Raw genomic sequence first — 15,613 nt, 5'->3', positions numbered from 1 at the left:
CGGGGACCGCTTAGGTCACTCCTGTGGCCCCTCCCGGACAGCCCCCTTGGGCTGAGCCGGGAGACGGGCGGAGGTTGCTGCGGCCGTTGGCACCGCATCAATGCGCGCGGAACAATCCGGTGCTTCCCGTGCAGTGGCAGGCTTGCTCCCGGCTCAGCCCAAGCGGGCTGTCCGGGAGGTCAGAGAATGGGTGTTTGAACCGTCCCCGATCTTCGCTTCGCTCCGTCGGGGATGACAAAAGCTCGGACCGTCATCGACTGAAGTCAGCCCTAGAACTTGCCGAGTTTGCGAATGCGGCTGTCGGGGCGGCGGACGTCGAGGGCGGCGGCCCCGATGGCGGCGGCGATGGTGGCCAGGGCCAGCAGGGCACCGCCTTCCTTCGCATGGCCCCGGGCGTAGGTACCGGCGTCATGGGCGTAACGCTGCGCCGTCTTGCCGTGCTTCTTCAGGGCCTTGCGCGAGGAATGTCGTGCGCCGCGGAGGACCTGTTCGCCACGATGGCGGGCGTCGCCGCCGAGATCCGCCGCGCGTTCGCCGGCCTCGGACAGGCTCCGGCGAAGGGCCTGGGCCATGCCGCCAAAGCGGTCATGCAGGGCCCCGGTGTCGATCCAGCCGCGGTGGGAGATGCGGCCGCGCAGGCGCTCGGAGCGGGTCGGTCTGCTGCGCTGGTTGAGCAGCAGGGCGGCGATGCCGATCCCGGCCAGGACGGCGACGACGCCGCTGGAGATGCCGGGATGTTTGCGGATTTCGGCGAGGGCGGAGAACTGGCGGACCATAGGATAGTGAACCTCTTCCGCGCGGCCGTCTTCGCCCGGGTCGTAGAGCCCGTCTTCGTCCGGTTCCCAGGCCGAGCGCCTGTCCCGCATCAGTGACGGAGCGAACCGGGCGAAGAGTGGTTCCGCCAGACCGGGCAGGACCGAATAGAAGCTGGCGATCAGCCGGCCGCCACCGCCGACGGTGATCTCGCGGATCGGGTGGCTGGCGCAGTACAGGATGGTGTCGGCCACCACATGGGTCGCATAGACCGGTTGGGGGTTCTGGGTCGCATAGCCGGTCAGGTTGCGCGCGTGCTTGCTGAAGGCGCTGTCGACCGCGGCCGGCTTGACGAGGCTGACCGTGATCGGGGCCTGTTCGCGCATCATCTCCATGCGCAGGGCGTTGGTGAATCCCTTCACCGCATGTTTGGAGGCCGAATAGACGCCCTGGATGGGCAGGGGCGCGTCCGACAGGATCGATCCGACATTGACGATGGCCCCGCCGTTGTAGCGTTTGCGCAGATGCTCTGCCGCCACCAGCGAGCCGTTGACCACGCCCCAGTAGTTGGTCTCGAACAGCCGTCGCTGGTCTTCCAGGCTGGTCACGCTGATGGTGCCGTAGATCGAGACGCCGGCGTTGTTGACCCAGGTGTCGAAGCCGCCGAACAGGCGCACGCACTTCCCGGCCGCTTCGGACAGGGCGGCATGGTCGGCCACATCGGCCACGGCCCAGGCGGCCCGCGCACCGGTGGCCTGGAGTTCCTCGGTCAGGGCCTTCAGATCGGCTTCGCTGCGCGCGATCAGGAAAACACAGGCCCCGGCCCGCGCGGCGCGGCGCGCTGTCGCCAGCCCGATGCCGGAGGTGGCACCGGTGATGACAATGGACTGCTGGTTCAGGGGCTTGAGCGTCGCTTTGGTCATGAAACCGCCGGGTCGGTGTGGTCAGAACGGGTGGCTGGGACGGGTGCCGAACCCGCGCCGGTTCCTGCTGTAGCACGCAGGTCTTATCATTCGCGACTGGTGCGCCTATCTGACGTCGCTTCGCCGCCCCCGCCGCTTTCCAAGGACCGACCGTGACCGATCAGGCGCATGACCACGCCGCCACCGCGCCCGCCGACGATCTGGCCGCTGCCTTCCAGATCGAGGGCTGGCCTGTGCGTGGCCGGATCGTGCGGCTGGGCCAGACCATCGACACCATCCTGTCGGCCCATGCCTATCCCGAGCCGGTTGCGGCCCTGCTGGGCGAGGCCTGCGCGCTTGCCGCCCTGGTGGGCTCCAGCCTCAAGTTCGAGGGCCGGCTGATCGTGCAGGCGCAGGGCGACGGGCCGGTTCGCTATGTGGTCGCTGACTATGGCACCGACGGCCAGATGCGCGGCTACTGCCGGTTCGACGAGGCCGAGGTGGCGGCGGCGTCGCAGGGCTTTGCCCGCCCCGGCGCGCGCTCGCTGCTGGGGCAGGGGGTGTTCGTGATGACGCTGGATCGCGGCCCGGACTTCGAACGGACCCAGGGCATCACCCCGATCGAGGGCGAGAGCCTGTCGCTGGCGGCGGAACACTATTTCCAGCAGTCCGAACAGATCCCGACCCGGGTGCGGCTGGCGGTCGGCTCGGTGGTGACCGATGAGGGCGTCGGCTGGCGTGCCGGCGGGGCGCTGATCCAGCTGATCGCCGGCGATGAGGCGCGCGGCTCGACCGAGGAGGCCTGGGACCGCTCGCGGGCCCTGTTCCAGACCCTGGCCGATGACGAACTGCTGGATCCGACGATCACGCCTGAAGTCCTGCTGTTCCGCCTGTTCCATGAAGACGGGGTGCGGCTGGAGGATGCCCTGGCCCTGGTGGCCCAGTGCCGCTGCTCGCGTGAGCGGATCGCAGGGGTGCTGACCTCGTTCGACCCGGCCGAGCGGGCCGACATGGTCGAGGCCGACGGCAAGATCCGTGTGACCTGCGAATACTGCGCGACGGTCTATGACCTGGCGCCGGAAGAGGTGGTGGCGGGCCAGGTCCTATAGGGCCAGGCTGTCCGCCGCCTCGGCTTCGAGACTGGCCGCCACGCCCGACTGACGCTGCATCCGGAACGTCCCCGACCAATCATCAAGGATGCTCCATCGACCCTCGACGGTCAGACCATCGCTGGAGATGGCCCCTTCGTAGTGGATCGCGTCTTCAAAGCCTTCCGGCGCGTCGCTGAACTTGACGAAGCGAAGGGTGCTGCCGTCATGGCTGCCGTCGATGACGGACGGGATGATGGCCGAGGCATCGTACATCACGTCCGGCTCCGAGGTCGTGCCCGTCACCGTGCCTGCGACATCGCTCAGCTCGGCGAGGAACGGCGTCGGCGGGCAGTCGTCGAAGGGATTATGGACCGGGTCCACGGGGTAGAAATAGACGCCGGTCCAGCGGCCGGTGAGGTCGATGTCCGCCATCAATACGCCAGGGCGATCCCGTCCTTGCGCATCTCGGTCGCCGCGCCATAGGTCCAGGGTCCGCGGCCGTTCGCCTGCCGCACCACATTCTGATAGCCGCCGAAGCCGCCGTTGGGCCCGCCCAGCACCCAGCCCATGGCCGCCAGTTGCGCCCTGGTCGCGGCCGGGACGCCGGTTTCGAGATGCAGGACGCCGACGCCTTCGGACGGATGGCCCGTCGGCTCCGACGAGCCCTCGTGCTGCCAGCGGGGGCTGTCGCCGGCCTCCTGCGGGTCGAGGCCGTAGTCGACCATATTGATGATGATCTGGGCCTGACCCTGCGGCTGCATGCCGCCGCCCATGACGCCCATGGCCATCCAGGGTTCGCCGTCCTTGCAGGCGAAGCCCGGGATGATGGTGTGGAAGGGGCGTTTGCCGGGGGCATAGACGTTGGGGTGACCGTCGGTCAGGGCGAACAGTTCGCCGCGATCCTGGAACATGAAGCCCAGGGTCGAGCCGTCCGGGCCGTCGGGGACCAGGCCGGAGCCCATGCCGCGATAGTTGGACTGGATCCAGCTGACCATCATGCCGTCCTTGTCGGCGACGCTGAAATAGGTGGTGTCACCTTGCGTGGGCGCATCGCCGGGGAAGGCGCGGTCCATGACCCGGTCGGGGCGGATCAGGGCGGCGCGTTCGGCGGCATAGGCCTTGGAGTTCAGCCATTCGACGGGGGTGCGGCTGAAGCGGTCGTCGGCGAACCATTTCGCCCGGTCCTCGAAGGCCAGACGTTTGGCCTCGGCCTGATGGTGGATCGAGGCGGCGGACTGGAAGCCCATGCCCTTGAGGTCGAACTGTTCGCAGATGTTGAGGATCTGATTGGTCGACAGGCCCTGGGTGTTGGGGCCGAGGCCATAGACCTCGACGCCGCGGTAGTCGGTGCGGATCGGCTCGACCCATTCGGTGCGGTGCGGGGCCAGATCGGCCCTGGTCATCCAGCCGCCGATGCGGCGGAAATAGCGTTCCATGTGTTCGGCGATGGCCCCCTCATAGAAGGCGTCGCGACCGCCCTCGGCGATCATCCGGTAGGTGCGGCCGAGGTCGGGATTGGCGAAGACCTCGCCGACCCGGGGGGTGCGGCCGTCGGGGGCATAGACCTTCTTGCGGTTGTCGTTCTCCTCGATGATCGCGGCGCGGCGGTCGAAGCCGGCCATGTTGCGCTGGAGATACCAGGCGATCAGCTGGGGCATGGGCACGCCCTCTTCGCACAGCTCGGCGACGGGCAGGAGGACCTCAGCCCACGGCAGTTTGCCGTAGCGCTGATGGGCGGCCCACCAGGCGTCGACCGTGCCCGGGACATTGACCGTGACAGCGCCATAGGGCGGCAGATAGCCGTCCGCAGCCTTCTTCGACCGGGCGGTTTCGAGGGACAGGCCGAGCGGGCTGTTGCCCGAACCGTTGAAGCCGACGACCTTCCGCTGCGCCGGGTCCCACAGCATGCAGAAGGCGTCGCCGCCGATGCCGTTGGCGGTGGGCTCGAGGAAGCCGAGGGCGGCGTTGATGGCGATGGCCGCATCGATGGCCGAACCGCCGCGCCGCAGCGTGTCGATACCGATCAGGGTGGCGCGCGGATGGGCCGTGGCGGCGGCCCCGTTGGCACCCCAGACGGTCGACCGACCGACGAACTGGACACCGCTGTTGCGGTTGCCGGGGCCGATGCCGGCGAAGGGGTCGGTGGCGGCGGCCTGAGGCGCGCGCGGCGCGGCGGCAGGGGCAGGCGGGCTGCCGGCCCCGGCTGCGGTCGCCCCGGCCAGCAAGGCTCCGGCGGGAAGGGTCGAAAGGAAGGTGCGACGGCGCATGGGACGGCTCCTCGAACTGAGGAGGGGACCCTAGCGGGTTCCGTGTTGGTGTGAAGACTCTGGGTCCGCGCCGCTGTCCATTCCGATCAGTTGCAGGACCTCGATGTCCTCGTCAGCGAGGATCGCCTTCACAACAAGATGTTTCTGGATGGCCGCGAAATCGGGTGGCGGGCCATTGAACTGCGCAAGCACCGCTTGATCGCCAGTCACGGTCAGGGTCGATCCCGGCTCGGCTCCGGACCAGATTTCCAGTGCGTGGACGAATTCGAGCAGGGTCCGGGTGGCACGATCAAACCGGGGAATGTCGGGGTGCCTGAGACGCGCCTCGGCGGCTTGCGCCTTCAGTATCTTGAGGCCCTCGCGGCGCAAGGCTTCATGCCATCGGTCAGTGTTGCGAGCGTCGGTGAATCGCGGGCAGCCGCCCAGGTGCATCGCTTCCCAGATGGCGGCGATCTGAGCGTCGGACAGTTCGCCGCCACTGATCAGGACGTCGTAGTCTTGCAGATCGTCCTCGTAAGCGATGGTGAGCCGGTCGGCACCGATGCCATGAGGCTCAAGCAGGCCGAGCAGGTGAGCCATCATGCGTGCATCGTGATCGGTCGTCATGGAGACAGCCTAGAACGCAATCCGGCTATCGTCATCCCGGGGGCGCGAAGCGAACCCCGGGACCCAGCGGCGCGCGGGAGCGCGACACTGTCGAAGGCGCAGACGGTCCGGATAGCGACGCTGAACCACAGGACGGTGTTTCGCCGCCGTCGCGGCGCCGCTGGGTCCCGGCCTTCGCCGGGATGACGATAGCAGTGGGGCTACCCCCCGAGATCCAGCGAATAGCCTGCCGACCGGACCGTGCGGATCGGATTGACCGTGCCCTCGACGTTCAGGGCCTTGCGCAGGCGGCCGACGTGGACGTCGACGGTGCGGGCCTCGACATAGACGTCCGAGCCCCAGACGGCGTCGAGCAGCTGTTCGCGGCTGAAGACGCGGCCGGGGTGCTGCATCAGATGGTCGAGCAGGCGGAACTCGGTCGGGCCGAGGTGGATCTCATTGCCGGCGCGGCGGACGCGGTGGGCGACGCGGTCGATGACGATGTCGCCGTGGTTGAGGCGGTCATCGGCCAGGCCCGGGCGGATGCGGCGCAGGACGGCGCGGATGCGGGCGATCAGCTCGCTCATCGAGAAGGGCTTGGTCAGATAGTCGTCGGCCCCGGTGTCGAGGCCGCGGATGCGGTCGCTTTCCTCGCCCCGCGCCGTCAGCATGATGATCGGCATGTTGCGGGTCTCGGACTTGCCGCGAATACGCCGGCAGACCTCGATTCCCGACAGCTTCGGCAGCATCCAGTCCAGCAGGACGAGGTCGGGCAGACGCTCCTCTATCTGGAGCATGCCTTCCTCGCCGTCGGCGGCGACCACGACGCGGTAGCCTTCCTTTTCGAGGTTGTAGGACAGGAGGGTCGCCAGGGCGTCCTCGTCTTCCATAACCAGAACATAGGGCTGCACGGGCATATTCTCCGGATTCAGACGGGCGACAGCGGTTCGGGCGCGGCTTCAGCGGCGTCGGGGTTCCAGCGCGGGCGCTCGCCCATGAACTCCTGGCCGGTGATCTCGTAGTAGATGGTTTCGGCGATGTTGGTGGCGTGGTCGCCGATGCGCTCAAGGTTCTTGGCCATGAACAGCAGATGGGTGCCGGCGGTGATCGTGCGCGGGTCGCCCATCATGTAGGTCAGCAGCTCGCGGAACAGGGCGTTGTAGTGTTCGTCGACCTCGTCGTCGGTGTTCCAGACGGCGATGGCCCGGTCGATCTCGGCCGCGGCATAGGCGTCGAGCACGTCGCGCAGACGCATGGAGACCAGCTTGCCCATCCGCTCGATCGAACGGGTCAGGGGCTGCATCGGCTCACCCTCGGCCAGGATCAGGCCGCGCTTGGCGATATTCTTGGCCAGATCCCCGGTGCGTTCGAGGTCCATGGCCAGCTTCATCGACGCCAGGGTGCGGCGCAGGTCGGAGGCGACCGGCTGACGCAGGGCGATGAGGCGAATGGCCTTGCGCTCGATGTCGCGGTGCATGGCGTCCAGCCGGGCGTCGCGATCCACCACGGCACGGGCGAGGGCAACGTCACGGCGGGCGACGGAATCGACGGCGTCAGCCACCTGGGCCTCGGCGAGACCGCCCATACGGGCGACCTCTGCCGTCAGCTGGTTGAGCTCGTCTCCATAGGCCTTGACCGTGTGTTGGGGCATGCGGGCAGTCCTAGCCGAAGCGGCCGGTGATGTAGTCGAGCGTGCGCCGTTCCCGCGGATTGGTGAAGATATCCTCGGTGTCTCCCGTCTCGACCAGTCGGCCGAGGTGGAAGAAGGCAGTGCGCTGGCTGACCCGTGCGGCCTGGGCCATGGAATGGGTGACGATGACGATGCAGTAGCGTTCGCGCAGCTCGTCGATCAGTTCCTCGATCTTGGCGGTGGCGATGGGGTCCAGGGCCGAGCAGGGCTCGTCCATCAGGATGACTTCGGGCTCGACCGCGATGGCGCGGGCGATGACCAGACGCTGCTGCTGGCCGCCGGACAGGCCGGTGCCCGGCGAGTGCAGGCGGTCGGCGACCTCTTCCCAGAGACCGGCGCGTTTCAGGGAAGCCTCGACGACGCCCTCGAGCTCGGCTTTCGAGGCCGCCAGACCGTGAATGCGGGGACCATAGGCGACGTTTTCGAAGATGGTCTTGGGGAAGGGGTTCGGCTTCTGGAACACCATGCCGACGCGGGCGCGGAGCAGGACGGGATCGACCGAGCGGTCGTTGATGTCCTCACCGTCCATTTCGATGCGGCCGGTCACCTTGCACCCGGTGATGGTGTCATTCATGCGGTTCATGGTCCGCAGGAAGGTCGACTTGCCGCAACCGGACGGGCCGATCAGGGCGGTGACCGTCTTATCCGGGATATCCAGTGTGACCTCGTGCAGCGCCTGTTTGGCCCCGTAGAAGACCGAGACGTCGCGGGCCTCGATCTTGGTCGGGCCGACGGGTCCGCCGCCGCGATGGGAGGCCGTGGGGACCGCCATGGCCGGTGCAGGCTCGCGCTGCGTATCCTGCGGCGCCTTGTGACCGTGATCGCTCTCCTGCGTGCGGAAGATCTGGAATTTCATCGGGCTACCACCGGCGTTCGAAGCGCCGGCGCAGGAAGATGGCGGCGGCGTTCATGACGATCATGAAGGCGAGAAGGACAAGGATGGCTGCGGCCGTGCGCTCATGAAAGGCGCGCTCCGAAGCATTTTCCCAGATGTAGACGAGGGAGGGCAGGGCCCCGCTGGGCTCGCCGATGGCGGACGGAATGCCGGGGATGAAGCTGACCATGCCGATCAGCAGCAGCGGCGCGGTCTCGCCCAGGGCATGGGCCATGGAGATGATGGCACCGGTCATGACGCCGGGCATGGCGAGCGGCAGGGTGTGCTGGAACACGGTCTGGGTCTTTGACGCGCCCATGGCCAGGGCCGCCTCGCGGATCGACGGCGGAACGGCCTTCAGCGACGACCGGGTCGCGATGATGATGGTCGGCAGGGCCATGAGGGCGAGAACCAGGCCGCCGACCAGCGGGCTGGCGCGCGGCAGGTGCATCCAGTTGATGAACAGGGCCAGGCCGAGCAGGCCGTAGATGATCGAGGGCACGGCGGCGAGGTTGTTGATATTGACCTCGATCAGGTCCGTGATCCGGCCGCGTGGCGCGAACTCTTCCAGATAAACGGCAGCCCCGACGCCCAGCGGGATGGCGATGAGGGCGGTGACCAGAAGCATCATAACGGAGCCGACGACGGCCCCCAGCACCCCGGCCAGCTCCGGCTCGGTCGAGTCGCCCTTGGTGAACAGGCCGCTGTTGAAATGGGCTGTGACCAGACCGGAGGCCTTCATCTGGTCCAGCCAGCCGATCTGTTCGTCGCTGAGACGGCGCTGGTCGGCGGGCGTATCACGCGAGATCTCGTGCTTGAAGTAGAGGTCGGCCTCGTCGGACACCGGCGCGGTGATCGTTACGGTCTGGCCGATCAGTTCGGGGTTGCTCTGGATCCGGGCGGCGGCGGCGAATTTGAGTTCCGACGAGAACAGGCTGCGCAGGGCCGTGGCCTTGGTCCCCGCCGCATTGTCGGCAATTCCCATCCGGGCCAGCTGCTGTTCGGCGACCAGCAGCTGGAAATTCGTGCCCTGCGGATAGGCCCGGTCGATCCGGGCGGGGTCCATATAGACGGGGACGGTGACGGAGTGGGTGTAGAAGGCCGTGTGGCCCTGTTCGATGATCCGGCCCAGCAGCAGGAGCAGGAAGCCGACGGCCACGCCGATGGCGAGCAGGCCGTAGAGCCTGAACCGGCCTTCGCGGGCATAGCGCTTCTTCAGGCCTGCCCGCAGGCGGGCCGCGCGCATTTCGGACGTAACACGGGTCTCAGTCATACTGTTGCCGGTAGGTCTGCACGATGCGCTGGGCCACGATGTTGAGCACCAGGGTCACGAGGAAAAGGGTCAGGCCGAGGCCGAAGGCGGACAGGGTCTTGGTGCTGTTGAACTCCTGGTCCCCGGTCAGCAGGGTCACGATCTGGACGGTCACGGTGGTGACGGTATCCAGGGGATTCAGGGTCAGGCTGGCGGCGAGACCTGCGGCCATGGTGACGATCATGGTCTCGCCGATGGCACGCGACATGGCCAGCAGCATGGCTCCGGCGACGCCGGGAAGGGCGGCGGGCAGCAGGACGCGCTTGACCGTCTCGGAGCGGGTCGCGCCCATGGCATAGGACCCGTCACGCAGCGACTGGGGCACGGCGTTGATGATGTCGTCGGACAGGGAGCTGACAAACGGGATCAACATGATGCCCATGACCGCGCCGGCGACGAGCGCCATCTGGTTCTGCACGAGCAGCAGATACTGGCCGAGACCGTCAAGCGGTCCGCCGATCATCAGGGCACCCAGTCCGTTGAAGAATTCACGGAAGGCCGGACCGACGGTGAGGGCGGCGAAGAAGCCGTAGACCACGGTCGGCACACCGGCGAGGATTTCCAGCACCGGCTTGACCGTCGCGCGGAAGACCGGCCCGGCGTATTCCGACAGATAGATGGCGGCGAACAATCCGACCGGTGCGGCCACCGCCATGGCGATCAGCATGATCAGGAAGGTGCCGGCGAAGAGGGGCAGGGCACCGAAGGCTCCGGTGGAACCCACCTGGTCGGCACGGATCGCGGTCTGGGGGCTCCACTGGGTTCCGAACAGGAAATCGGCGACCGGGATGGCGGAGAAGAAACGCAGGGAGTCGTAGACCAGGGAGGTGATGATGCCGACGGTGGTCAGGACGGCGACGGCCGAGCAGGCGAACAGAAGGCCGACGATCCAGCCCTCGACCCGGTTTCGTGCCCGCATGCCCGGACGGATCTGGCCGAAGACAAACAGCGCCCCCAGCAAGGCGGCTAGGGCGGCACCGACGATGCCACCGAGATCCAGCATCTGGCTGATCCGGGCGGCGCGCCGGCCCTCTACCGGAAGCAGTTCAGCGAAGGGTGCCGTCCAGATCTGCACGGCCGGGCGTCCCTCGCCGACGGCGCGGGCGTCGGCAAAGAAGGCCTCGCGGCGGAAGGGCTCAAGCTGCTGGACGGCTTCGGGCGCGCCCGTGGCGGTCAGCTGCTGCTCGATGTCGGGTGAAAAGACGGCCGCCGCCAACAGCACGACCATGGCCGGAACCACGGTCCAGATCAGGGCATAGGCCCCATGCTGACCGGGACGGGAATGGGAACGTTCTCCGGCCTGCAGGGCCTGGCCGCGCCGGCGCGCCATCGCCCGCCCGCCGAGATAGGCGGCGAAGGCTGCGGCGATAAGGATCGGCAGAAAAAGCCAGGTCATCGGCGTCCGGGAGAACAGAATCGGGCCGTCCGGTCGCCCGGCTCGCCCCCGGCCGATAACTGCCCCGGAATGGTCAGCGGATTACGACGAGGGGATGACAGTTCTGTTACGTCGTGGGCGGTGAGCGGTCCGTCTGTCACGCCGTTGTCACGGTGTCCCGCCCGGGCGCCACCGGGAAGTAGGCCGTAAAGGCCGCGCCCTCCCCCGGGGCACTCTCGACGGTCAGCCCGCCGCGATGGCGGTTGACGATGTGTTTGACGATGGCGAGCCCGAGGCCTGTTCCCTGCCGCTCGCCGCTCTTCTGGCCTTCGACACGGTAGAAACGTTCGGTCAGGCGCGGCAGGTGCTCGCGGGCCAGACCCGGACCGTGATCCCGGACGGTGACGGCGGCGAAGCGCTGGCCGCCGGCTTCCCGGTCCGGTGTGACCAACGGCAAGCGGGTGGCTCCCTCGCCACGACTGCCACCGGACCGGGGGGCGGCGGCTTCGTCGAGCGCGATACTGGGCCGGATCATGATCTCGACCGTCCCGCCCGCGGGGGAGTATTTGATGGCGTTGTCGACCAGGTTCTGGACGACCTGCAGGATTTCATCCCGGTCGCCGTTCACGGGCGCGATGATGTCGCGGTACTCGACCTGAATGACGACATTGCGTTCGACGGACAGGACACTGACCGCATCGACGACGTCGGCCGTGGCGCGGGCCAGATCGACCCGGCCGGAAGGCGGGATGTGTTCATTCAGCTCGATGCGGCTGAGTGACAGCAGATCGGAGACCAGTCGGCTCATCCGGTCGGCCTGGGTGGCCATGATGTCGAGGAATCGGTCGCGCGCCTTGGGGTCGTCGCGGGCATGGCCCTTGAGCGTCTCGATGAAGCCCGAGAGCGAGGCCAGCGGTGTCTTCAGCTCGTGGCTGGCGTTGGCGAGGAAGTCCACACGCATGAGCTCCATGCGGCGCACATCGGTCTCGTCGCGCAGGACCACGAGGGCCAGGGGTTCCGGATGCGCCCGGGCGAGGGGCTGGGTCATCGCCCGCCAGTGCCGGGTCTGGGCACCGACGCCGGCATAGTCGGTCGTGCGGGTCAACCCGCCGAACAGGGCTTCGTCCACGGCCTCCAGCACGGCCGGATCGCGCAGGACCGGGACCAGCAGACCCCCTTCGCGCTGAATACGGAGCAGGTCGCGGGCCGCGGCATTGGCCAGGACGATCCGACGCCCGGCGATGTCGTCCGCCTCGCCGCCCGACACGACGAGGACCGGGTCGGCCAGGGCCTCGAAAACACCCTCCAGCAAGGAGGACCCGGCCTCCTCGGTTGACCCGGACGGGGCCAGGCCGGGCTCCGGCGAGGCCGCGGGCGATGCCGGCGGGTTCCGGTTGAGCAGCCATGCCGTGATGCCGGTCAGGGCCGCGCCTGCCAGCAGCCAGGGCGCCAGATCCGGCTGGTAGACGGCCAGGCCGAGCAGCACCGCGATGGCAATCCCTGTGCTGGCACCGGCGGTCCACAAACGGGATCCGGCCTGGGGAGCCACGGGAGAGGGGAAGTCTTCGTAGGGCATTCACGCTTTCATGGGACGCGCGACTCGTCTGTCGGGAACATGACACGGAATTCATGACAACGGAGCTTCATTGAGGCGAGTTCGGCTTGTCAAACAACCTTTACACACCTAAGCCTGTATCCATCAGACAGGCACGGGATGGAGAGATCATGGCGGCGGCGTTGACGCTCGAAGGGGTGAGCAAACGATACGGCGACTTCCAGGCCGTGCGCGATCTGAGCTTTCAGGTCGAGAAAGGCACCATCTGCGGCTTTCTGGGCCCGAACGGTGCCGGCAAGACCTCGACGCTGCGCATGATCCTTGGCCTGCAGGCCGCCAGCGCCGGCCGCATCGACATTCTCGGTGCTGACGACGGCCGCAAGGTGCGCGACCGGATCGGCTTCCTGCCGGAGGAGCGCGGCCTCTACAAGAAGATGACCCCGGTCGACGCCATCGCCTTCTTCGGTGCCCTGAAGGGCCTGCCGACCGGCGAGGGACGCAAGCGGGCGCGCGAGATGCTGGACGCCCAGGGTCTGGGCGCGTCCCGGAACAAGAAGATGAAGGAGCTGTCCAAGGGGATGGCCCAGAAAGTCCAGCTGATCGCTTCCGTAGTGCACCGGCCGGAGTTCGTGATCCTCGACGAGCCGTTCTCTGGCCTCGACCCGGTCAACCAGCAGGGGCTGGAGGCGATGATCCGGAAGCTGGCGGCGGACGGCGCCACGGTGCTGTTCTCGACCCATGTGATGCAGCACGCCGAACGGCTGTGCGACAAGGTCGTCCTGCTGGCGCGGGGCCAGAAGGCGTTCGAGGGCACGGTGGCCGAGGCGCAGGCGACCTCGAAACGGTTCCTCGAACTGGAAGGCGCGATCGAGGCTGCCCAGGCAGCGACCCTGCCGGGCGTCAGCGGCGTCGAGGTGGTGTCCGAACAGGACGGCGTGCGGGTGCTCAAGGCGGCCCTGGGGCAGGGCGGTCGGGGTCAGGAGGCGCTGAAGGCGGCCTTCCTCGGCGGGCTGGATGTGCGCCGGTTCGAATTGCGCGAACCCACCCTGCATGACGCCTTCATCAGTCTGACGGGGGATCATCCCGATATCGACCAGTCGGTGAAGGCCGGCGCGGAGGCTGCCCGATGAAACGCATCCTGCTGATCGCGCGCCGGGAGTACGGCGCCTATGCCAAGACGGTGGGCTTCTGGCTGTCGCTGCTGGCCTTCCCCCTGTTTGCCGTGCTGGGCGGTGTGTTGCCGGCCCTGATGATGTCGGCTGAGCCGGTGCGCAATGTGGTCGTGCTGGAAGAGGGGCCGCAGGCCCAGGGGCTGGCGGCGGCGGTCCAGGGGGCCGTACGGCAGGAACAGGAACGGCGCGCGGCGCGGATGGCCGAGGCTGCGGCCGAGGCGGAAAAACAGGGCGGCCAGGCCGGGGCCTCGGCCGCCGGACAGGCGCTGAACCGGCTGGCGGGGCTGCGTCTGAGGATTGTGGCGACCCCGGCGGATCTGGCCGCGGCCACGCCGGGGGAGGCGCGGGAGGCGATCGTGCGCCGCTATCTCGGGGATGCAGTGCCGGAGGCCGACCAGCTGGATTCGGTGGTGCTGCTGAACCGTATCGACGGCAAGCCGACTGCGCGGGTCTGGACCCGCCGGGCGACCGACGACACGGTCGAGGACTTCGTCCGCGACGCCCTGAAAGACGCCAACCGGCGTGAAGCCTTTGAACAGGCCGGGATCAATGCCGCCGTGGTTGAGGAGACCGAGCGGTTCCGCCCGGACATCACCGCCCTGTCGCCGAAGTCCGCGACCGGGGGCGAGGTGTCGTTCCGCGACCGGCTTCCCACGATCATCGGCCTCGTGTCCGGCTTCCTGCTCTGGTCGCTGGTGATCACCGGGGCCTCCATCCTTCTGAACAGTGTGATGGAGGAGAAGGCGAACAAGATCCTCGAGGTCCTGCTGTCCTCGGCCTCGGCGACCGAGATCCTGACGGGCAAGGTGCTGGGGGTGGCGATGCTGACCGGCACGGTGATGCTGGTCTGGGGCGGGATCGGAACCTTCGGCCTGCTGGCCGCCAATGCGGAGACGGCGGCCATGGTCGGCGATGTCCTGCTCGATGGCGGCATGCTGGGCTATTTCATCGCCTATGCCGTCGGCGGCTATCTGATGTACGCGGTGCTGTTCGCGGCGATCGGGGCCTTCTGCGAGACGCCACGCGACGCACAGACGCTGATGGGGCCGATCATGATGGTCCTGACGGTGCCGATCCTGGTCATGGTCATGGCCGCGCAGACGCCCGACTCGCCGGTGGTGCAGATCCTGTCGTGGATCCCCTTCTTCACCCCCTTCCTGATGAGCGCCCGCGCCCCGTCCGAGCCGCCGATGATCGAGGTCGTCGGCACCATGGCGGGCATGTTCGCCTTCGCCCTGCTGATGGTCTGGATCGCCGGCCGGGCGTTCCGGGCAGGGGCGCTGTCGGACGTCAAGCTGAGCTGGCGGGGCTTTGCCGGCGCGATCCGGGGCGGGGGGAAGTAGGCGTAGCCTTCGCCCATGCAGTTCCTGAAAGCCCTTCGTCCGCGAGTCAGGAGCGGGGAGGTCACCACAAGCGTCCGGATCTGGCGTTCGGCCCGCGTCGGCGTGGGCAAGCGTTACGCCATGGACGGCGGCTGGATCGAGATCGAGGCCGTGCGGGAGATGGCGATCGCCGACGTGACTCCGGAAATGGCCCGTGACTCGGGGTTCGAGGGTCTCGTCGATCTGTTGAAGACGGCGAAGCACGGCGCGGGGACGCGCGTGTTCCTGATCGAGTTTCATTTCGTCCCTGCCGACGCGTAACGTCCGGCTCCGGGCAAGAAAAAGGGCCGCTCCGGTTTTCCGGGGCGGCCCTTGATCGTTTCGTTCGGTGTCGAGCGGCTTAACCGCGGCCCGGACCGCCCACGCCCGGAACCCGGGGCTTCGGCGGCGGCAGCAGGCCTTCGCGCTGCATGCGCTTGCGGGCCAGTTTGCGGGCGCGGCGAACAGCCTCGGCCTTCTGGCGGGCGCGCTTCTCCGAGGGCTTCTCGTAGTGCACGTGGCGCTTCATCTCGCGGAAGCTGCCTTCGCGCTGCATTTTCTTCTTGAGGGCCTTGAGCGCTTGATCGACGTTATTATCGCGAACGAAAATCTGTACCAGGTTGAACTCTCCTTTGGCCGCCCGCCGCGCACCTCGAAAGGGAGACGGGCAGACAAA

General features: G+C 67.8%; 15 protein-coding genes. 4 read left to right on the top strand and 11 right to left on the bottom strand.

Going from position 1 to position 15,613, the window contains the following annotated elements; translation table 11 throughout:
* Window positions 1-269 precede the first annotated feature (269 nt).
* Window positions 270-1,676 (bottom strand): SDR family oxidoreductase, encoded by a 1,407-nt coding sequence (locus Q0053_RS12785; protein WP_298100746.1) that lies wholly within the window; start codon window positions 1,674-1,676, stop codon window positions 270-272.
* Between the two features lie 152 nt (window positions 1,677-1,828).
* Between Q0053_RS12785 and Q0053_RS12780 the strand changes: the two genes are divergently transcribed.
* A complete protein-coding gene (locus Q0053_RS12780; protein WP_298100743.1) occupies window positions 1,829-2,764 on the top strand; it encodes an Hsp33 family molecular chaperone in 936 nt (311 codons plus the stop codon).
* Here the strand turns inward: Q0053_RS12780 and Q0053_RS12775 are convergent.
* The 9 genes from Q0053_RS12775 to Q0053_RS12735 form a co-directional block, all read right to left on the bottom strand.
* Window positions 2,759-3,178: a hypothetical protein gene (locus Q0053_RS12775; protein WP_298100741.1), complete on the bottom strand. Its 420-nt coding sequence runs from the start codon at window positions 3,176-3,178 to the stop codon at window positions 2,759-2,761. The two genes, Q0053_RS12780 and Q0053_RS12775, sit on opposite strands and share 6 nt — an antisense overlap.
* Entirely contained in the window at window positions 3,178-5,013 is a 1,836-nt protein-coding gene (locus tag Q0053_RS12770; RefSeq protein ID WP_298100739.1) for a gamma-glutamyltransferase family protein, read from the bottom strand. The genes Q0053_RS12775 and Q0053_RS12770 overlap by 1 nt, the downstream gene beginning before the upstream one ends.
* A 30-nt stretch (window positions 5,014-5,043) precedes the next feature.
* The gene (locus Q0053_RS12765) at window positions 5,044-5,619 is read right to left on the bottom strand and encodes a hypothetical protein (RefSeq protein ID WP_298100736.1); all 576 of its coding nucleotides are present in this window, start codon (window positions 5,617-5,619) and stop codon (window positions 5,044-5,046) included.
* A gap of 200 nt (window positions 5,620-5,819) precedes the next feature.
* Complete coding sequence (phoB, locus tag Q0053_RS12760; RefSeq protein WP_298100820.1) at window positions 5,820-6,509, bottom strand: phosphate regulon transcriptional regulator PhoB; 690 nt, start codon at window positions 6,507-6,509, stop codon at window positions 5,820-5,822.
* Between the two features lie 17 nt (window positions 6,510-6,526).
* A complete protein-coding gene (gene phoU, locus Q0053_RS12755; RefSeq protein ID WP_298100735.1) occupies window positions 6,527-7,249 on the bottom strand; it encodes a phosphate signaling complex protein PhoU in 723 nt (240 codons plus the stop codon).
* 10 nt (window positions 7,250-7,259) lie between these two features.
* A complete protein-coding gene (gene pstB, locus Q0053_RS12750) occupies window positions 7,260-8,144 on the bottom strand; it encodes a phosphate ABC transporter ATP-binding protein PstB (protein WP_298100733.1) in 885 nt (294 codons plus the stop codon).
* Window positions 8,145-8,148: 4 nt separating this feature from the next.
* Entirely contained in the window at window positions 8,149-9,435 is a 1,287-nt protein-coding gene (gene pstA, locus Q0053_RS12745; RefSeq protein WP_298100731.1) for a phosphate ABC transporter permease PstA, read from the bottom strand.
* Complete coding sequence (gene pstC / locus Q0053_RS12740) at window positions 9,428-10,870, bottom strand: phosphate ABC transporter permease subunit PstC (RefSeq protein WP_298100729.1); 1,443 nt, start codon at window positions 10,868-10,870, stop codon at window positions 9,428-9,430. Before pstC ends, pstA begins: the two co-directional genes overlap by 8 nt.
* 136 nt (window positions 10,871-11,006) lie before the next feature.
* The gene (locus Q0053_RS12735; RefSeq protein ID WP_298100728.1) at window positions 11,007-12,425 is read right to left on the bottom strand and encodes an ATP-binding protein; all 1,419 of its coding nucleotides are present in this window, start codon (window positions 12,423-12,425) and stop codon (window positions 11,007-11,009) included.
* Between the two features lie 149 nt (window positions 12,426-12,574).
* On the opposite strand from Q0053_RS12735, the gene Q0053_RS12730 reads away from it, so the two are divergent.
* From Q0053_RS12730 to Q0053_RS12720, 3 genes are read left to right on the top strand one after another with little or no spacing between them, the layout of a single operon-like run.
* A complete protein-coding gene (locus Q0053_RS12730) occupies window positions 12,575-13,534 on the top strand; it encodes an ABC transporter ATP-binding protein (protein ID WP_298100726.1) in 960 nt (319 codons plus the stop codon).
* Window positions 13,531-14,919 carry an ABC transporter permease gene (locus Q0053_RS12725; RefSeq protein ID WP_298100724.1) on the top strand — a complete coding sequence of 463 codons (1,389 nt, stop codon included), beginning with the start codon at window positions 13,531-13,533 and terminating at the stop codon, window positions 14,917-14,919. Before Q0053_RS12730 ends, Q0053_RS12725 begins: the two co-directional genes overlap by 4 nt.
* A 15-nt stretch (window positions 14,920-14,934) precedes the next feature.
* Window positions 14,935-15,219 carry a hypothetical protein gene (locus Q0053_RS12720; protein ID WP_298100722.1) on the top strand — a complete coding sequence of 95 codons (285 nt, stop codon included), beginning with the start codon at window positions 14,935-14,937 and terminating at the stop codon, window positions 15,217-15,219.
* Window positions 15,220-15,298: 79 nt separating this feature from the next.
* Here Q0053_RS12720 and rpsU read toward each other — a convergent pair whose 3' ends face one another.
* Entirely contained in the window at window positions 15,299-15,556 is a 258-nt protein-coding gene (gene rpsU, locus Q0053_RS12715; protein WP_298100819.1) for a 30S ribosomal protein S21, read from the bottom strand.
* Window positions 15,557-15,613: the final 57 nt, after the last annotated feature.

Origin of the sequence: Brevundimonas sp. (assembly GCF_027487935.1) — a bacterium.
GTDB lineage: Bacteria > Pseudomonadota > Alphaproteobacteria > Caulobacterales > Caulobacteraceae > Brevundimonas.
This window is presented reverse-complemented; position numbering and strand designations above follow the sequence as displayed.

Coding starts and splice junctions, on each gene's coding strand:
- Q0053_RS12730 (WP_298100726.1), top strand. CDS start 12,575: ATGGCGGCGGCGTTGACGCTCGAAGGGGTGAGCAAACGATACGGCGAC.
- pstB (WP_298100733.1), bottom strand. CDS start 8,144: ATGAAATTCCAGATCTTCCGCACGCAGGAGAGCGATCACGGTCACAAG.
- Q0053_RS12735 (WP_298100728.1), bottom strand. CDS start 12,425: ATGCCCTACGAAGACTTCCCCTCTCCCGTGGCTCCCCAGGCCGGATCC.
- Q0053_RS12765 (WP_298100736.1), bottom strand. CDS start 5,619: ATGACGACCGATCACGATGCACGCATGATGGCTCACCTGCTCGGCCTG.
- pstC (WP_298100729.1), bottom strand. CDS start 10,870: ATGACCTGGCTTTTTCTGCCGATCCTTATCGCCGCAGCCTTCGCCGCC.
- Q0053_RS12785 (WP_298100746.1), bottom strand. CDS start 1,676: ATGACCAAAGCGACGCTCAAGCCCCTGAACCAGCAGTCCATTGTCATC.
- Q0053_RS12770 (WP_298100739.1), bottom strand. CDS start 5,013: ATGCGCCGTCGCACCTTCCTTTCGACCCTTCCCGCCGGAGCCTTGCTG.
- Q0053_RS12775 (WP_298100741.1), bottom strand. CDS start 3,178: ATGGCGGACATCGACCTCACCGGCCGCTGGACCGGCGTCTATTTCTAC.
- Q0053_RS12725 (WP_298100724.1), top strand. CDS start 13,531: ATGAAACGCATCCTGCTGATCGCGCGCCGGGAGTACGGCGCCTATGCC.
- Q0053_RS12720 (WP_298100722.1), top strand. CDS start 14,935: ATGCAGTTCCTGAAAGCCCTTCGTCCGCGAGTCAGGAGCGGGGAGGTC.
- pstA (WP_298100731.1), bottom strand. CDS start 9,435: ATGACTGAGACCCGTGTTACGTCCGAAATGCGCGCGGCCCGCCTGCGG.
- phoU (WP_298100735.1), bottom strand. CDS start 7,249: ATGCCCCAACACACGGTCAAGGCCTATGGAGACGAGCTCAACCAGCTG.